Annotated in this window: 5 protein-coding genes; 4 read left to right on the top strand and 1 reads right to left on the bottom strand. The window is 71.8% G+C overall.

Features of this window, described 5'->3' with window-relative positions:
* Positions 1-143 precede the first annotated feature (143 nt).
* The 4 genes from AB0B91_RS64450 to AB0B91_RS64435 all read left to right on the top strand — a co-directional run bounded on the left by AB0B91_RS64450 (position 144) and on the right by AB0B91_RS64435 (position 3,056).
* Entirely contained in the window at positions 144-398 is a 255-nt protein-coding gene (locus tag AB0B91_RS64450; protein ID WP_088987488.1) for a Smr/MutS family protein, read from the top strand.
* Positions 399-537: 139 nt separating this feature from the next.
* On the top strand, positions 538-1,800 hold the full coding sequence (locus AB0B91_RS64445) for an ATP-binding protein (protein ID WP_088998273.1): 1,263 nt from the start codon (positions 538-540) through the stop codon (positions 1,798-1,800).
* A gap of 35 nt (positions 1,801-1,835) precedes the next feature.
* Complete coding sequence (locus tag AB0B91_RS64440; RefSeq protein ID WP_089003193.1) at positions 1,836-2,480, top strand: response regulator transcription factor; 645 nt, start codon at positions 1,836-1,838, stop codon at positions 2,478-2,480.
* A 108-nt stretch (positions 2,481-2,588) separates the two neighbouring features.
* A complete protein-coding gene (locus tag AB0B91_RS64435) occupies positions 2,589-3,056 on the top strand; it encodes a hypothetical protein (RefSeq protein ID WP_088998275.1) in 468 nt (155 codons plus the stop codon).
* A 157-nt stretch (positions 3,057-3,213) separates the two neighbouring features.
* Here the strand turns inward: AB0B91_RS64435 and AB0B91_RS64430 are convergent.
* The coding region (locus AB0B91_RS64430) for a hypothetical protein (RefSeq protein WP_358342878.1) at positions 3,214-3,758 on the bottom strand (545 nt) is incomplete at its 5' end.

The raw sequence follows: 3,758 nt of genomic DNA, 5'->3' as shown, positions 1-3,758 counted from the left end.
GGGAGCGCCGAGGTGATCAGGGCGCCATGGACCGTGAAACGGCCGGGTGACGTCCATGCCGTCCTGATCACCGGGCATCGCGGTGGGCGCCGCGGGGCGCCTACCATCGGCGGTATGGGACGTGAGCTGGCAGCGGGTGCGCGATGAAGCTGAAGCTGGACCTGCACGACATCTTCAACAAGGGCCAGGACATCGACCGGGCCCTGCGCGGGATCATGGACGAGGCGGTGGCGAAGAAGGCCACCCTCGTCGAGATCATCCCCGGCAAGGGCTCCGGCCAGCTCAAGAAGCGGGTGCTGCGCTTCCTCGACCAGAAGGACGTCAAGCAGCTCTACCACCGCGTCGAGAAGGACTCGAAGAACTTCGGCCGCCTCTTCGTGCACTTCCGCTGGAAGTAGCTGGAAGAGCCCGGGTGCCGCCTCGGTCGTGGACGGTGCGTCGAGGAACGCCACGAGGAAGCCGACCACCGATCGCCGTGAGTCGGGCTACCGACGGACGTTCACCGATGCTTGCGACCACCCGGCAACATCATGATCCATGGAACTTCTACGGTGGCCGCTGCGCGTCGCGACCGCGACGCTGCTGTGCGGACCGCTGCTGGCGCTGTACTGGATGGATCCCTGGGAGCTGGCCTGTCTCGCCGTCACCGGGGTCCTGCACGTCGAGGTGGGACTGCGGCTGTGGCGGGAACGCCCCGACAACCGTATCGGGCTGCTGCTGGTGGCCTGTGGCCTGGTGTGGCTGCTGGACGCCTGGGGTCGCGTCGCCCTGCCGTCGCTGTTCGCCGCCGGCATGATGCTGAGCATCGTGCACGACCCGATGCACCTGCACGCCGGTCTCGTCGTGTCGTCGGGCCGGCTGCGTGGGCGCTGGGAGCGGCTCGTCGCCGCGGCGGGTTACGCGTACTGGCCGGTGATCGTCGCCGGGGCCATGGTGGCCGGGACGCTGAGCACCGGTCTCCTGCTGGACCTGCGGGCGTTGTCCTATCCGCTGGTCGGCGTGTTCCTCGCCGGGTTGTTCATCGTGCGGTACCGCCGGGCCGACCGCGCCGAACGGCACGTGTACGCCCCGTTCTGGGCCGCGTTGGCCGTCAACGGCCTGTGTACGGCGATGCTGAGCACCGTCACCTACGGCTCCGGGCACTGGCCGACCGCGCTCTACGCCCTCGGTGCGGCGCTGATCCCGGTCGGGGCCGCGCTCAGCATGCACCGCGTCGAGCGCCGCCACCTGCGCCGGGCCCGCGATCGGGAGCGCCGCAGGGTGGAGCGTGACGTGCACGACGGAGTGCAACAGCGGCTGCTCGCCGCCGCCATGATGCTGCGGCAGGACGATCCCGCGCTGGTCGCGCGCGGCGCGTCGGAGGTCGAGCAGGCGATCGCCGATCTGCGCGACCTCGTCCGGGGTATGAACCCGGCGGCCCTGGTGTGCCACGGCCTGTCCGGGGCAGTGGCCGCCATCGCCGAGCGGGCCGCGGTCCCGGTCCTGGTCGACGATCGGGTCAGCCACCTCACGCTGCCCGAACCGGTCGCGGTCGCCGCCTACTTCGTCACCATGGAGGCGGTCACGAACAGTCAGAAGCACGCCCGGGCGGGCCGGGTGTCCGTCACGCTCGCCGCCAGCGGGGGCCGGGTCGAGGTCACCGTCCACGACGACGGGATCGGCGGCGCGCTCGCGGTGCCGGGTGGAGGGCTGCACGGCCTGCGGGAGCGTGTCGAGTCGTGCGGCGGGACCCTGCGGGTGTCGAGCACCCGGGGGCGTGGCACGGCGGTACGCGCCGTCATGCCCCTCGCGGCGTCATGACCCGGGCCTTGACGGTCGCCGCTCGGGACGGTGGTATGCGGGCGGTTCTGGCCGACGACTCCGTACTGCTGCGCAGCGGCCTCGTACTGTTGCTTGAGCGGCACGGCATCACCGTCGTGGCTGAGGTCGGCGACGGCGAGCAGCTGCTGGCCGCTGTCGCCCAGCACGAGCCGGACATCGCGATCGTCGACATCCGCATGCCGCCCAGTTTCACCGTGGAGGGCGTCCGCGCCGCGCTGGCCGTACGCCGTCGTCACCCGGGTGTCGCCGTGCTGTTGCTGTCCCAGCACCTGGAGCACCGGGAGGCTCTGGCCCTGCTCCAGAAGCCCGGCGGCGGGGTCGGCTATCTGCTCAAGGACAGGATCACCGATGTCGCCGGGTTCCTCCGGGACGTGCGCGACGTCGCGGCGGCAGGCACGGCGATCGACCCGATCGTGGTCGAGCGGCTGTTGCGCCGTCCTCGCGCGTCGGGTGGCGTCGGCATGCTGTCGCCGCGTGAGCGGGAGATCCTGGCCCGGATGGCGGCAGGTCGGGCCAACCGGGGCATCTCCGCTGACCTGCACCTCTCCGAGCGCACCGTGGAGACCCACGTACGCAGCATCTTCGCCAAACTCGGGTTGGCCGACGAGCCGGACACCCACCGGCGGGTGCTCGCGGTGCTGACCTTCTTGGCGGACTGACCGGACTGACCCCTGGCCGACATCAATTACGTGCTCGCACTGAGGCGCCGGGACGTTCGGATTCCTAGTGTTGATCTCCGTAACGGCAACCATTTGGAGGGGGACGACATGAGGTTCCAGACGGTATCGGCCCGGCTGGCGGTGGCGGCGGCGGTGGCAGGCAGCGCGCTGGTCGGTGTGACGCCGGCACAGGCGGCGGCCACCAGCACCGTCGTCTGCGAGGAGACCAAGCAGGTCGAGGAGGCGTCGTACGACGTCAACTCCGGCTGCTGGTTGCAGTACGGCGACCGGGTCCAGATCAGCGCCTACGGGTCGATCTGGTCCGGGGTGTGGCTCACGGGGCAGAACGGGCCGCAGGGTTGGACGAACATGGCCGGCGACTCGAAGTTCCCGATGACGAACGCCCGCGCCTTCTCGCTGCTGGCCAAGACCAACGGCAACTACCGTTACGCCGGGACCGGCACGACGTTCACCTACTACGGCACCGGCAGCACGCTGTACCTGCGGATCAACGACGACGCGCCGGGCAACGGCAGCGGCGCCTTCACCGCCGACGTCACGGTGACCCGCGGCTGAGCTGAGGCCACGGCGACCCGCTGCTGACAGGTGCGGGGGTGACTCGGCAGACGACCGTTTCCCGAGCCACCCCCGCCGCCTGCCCCAGCGCGGAGCCGCCTGCCCACCCCCGCCGCCTGCCCTGGAGCGGAGGGGCCTTGGAGCGGAGCCGCCTGCCCTAGAGCGGATAGGTGCGGGCCACGGCCAGCATCTCCGAGCTGTGCGAGCCCACGATCCCCACGTCTGGCGGGCGCGGCCGGAAGCCGGGCAGGGCGTCCAGGCCGTCGCTGGCGTCCATCGCGCGCAGCGCCACCTGCCCCGCCTTCGGCGTGACGGTCAGCGTCACCTCGATGCCCTCCGGCGGTGGGGCGTGGAAGACCAGGCCGAAGCCCCAGCGCCCCTCCCGGGCCTCCACCGGCACCGCGCGGCCGGCCACCTCCGCCCGCAGCACCGTCGCCGTGGCCGCGTCCACGTGCAGGGCGGTGAGGCGGACCTGGCGCTGGGGGACCAGCCGCACCCGCATGGTGCGCTCGGCGCCGGCCGTGGTGTCGGCGAGCACCTCCAGCTTCGGGGCGGGCAGGTTCGCCGCCTGCGCCGGGCCGGCGCGCAGTTCCGCGTCGCCCAGGCCGGGGAAGTCGGCGACCTCGGTCACCCCGTCGACGTAGTGCCCGTGGTGCTCGGCTCGGGCCGCCCGTTCTTCGCGACGGGTCCGCTGGCCGATCC

Source organism: Nonomuraea sp. NPDC049141, from assembly GCF_040648415.1.
Lineage (GTDB): Bacteria > Actinomycetota > Actinomycetes > Streptosporangiales > Streptosporangiaceae > Nonomuraea.
This window is presented reverse-complemented; position numbering and strand designations above follow the sequence as displayed.

Bases quoted from the DNA above. Each gene is read 5' to 3' on its own strand.
- AB0B91_RS64450 (WP_088987488.1), top strand. From the start codon at position 144: ATGAAGCTGAAGCTGGACCTGCACGACATCTTCAACAAGGGCCAGGAC.
- AB0B91_RS64445 (WP_088998273.1), top strand. From the start codon at position 538: ATGGAACTTCTACGGTGGCCGCTGCGCGTCGCGACCGCGACGCTGCTG.
- AB0B91_RS64440 (WP_089003193.1), top strand. From the start codon at position 1,836: ATGCGGGCGGTTCTGGCCGACGACTCCGTACTGCTGCGCAGCGGCCTC.
- AB0B91_RS64435 (WP_088998275.1), top strand. From the start codon at position 2,589: ATGAGGTTCCAGACGGTATCGGCCCGGCTGGCGGTGGCGGCGGCGGTG.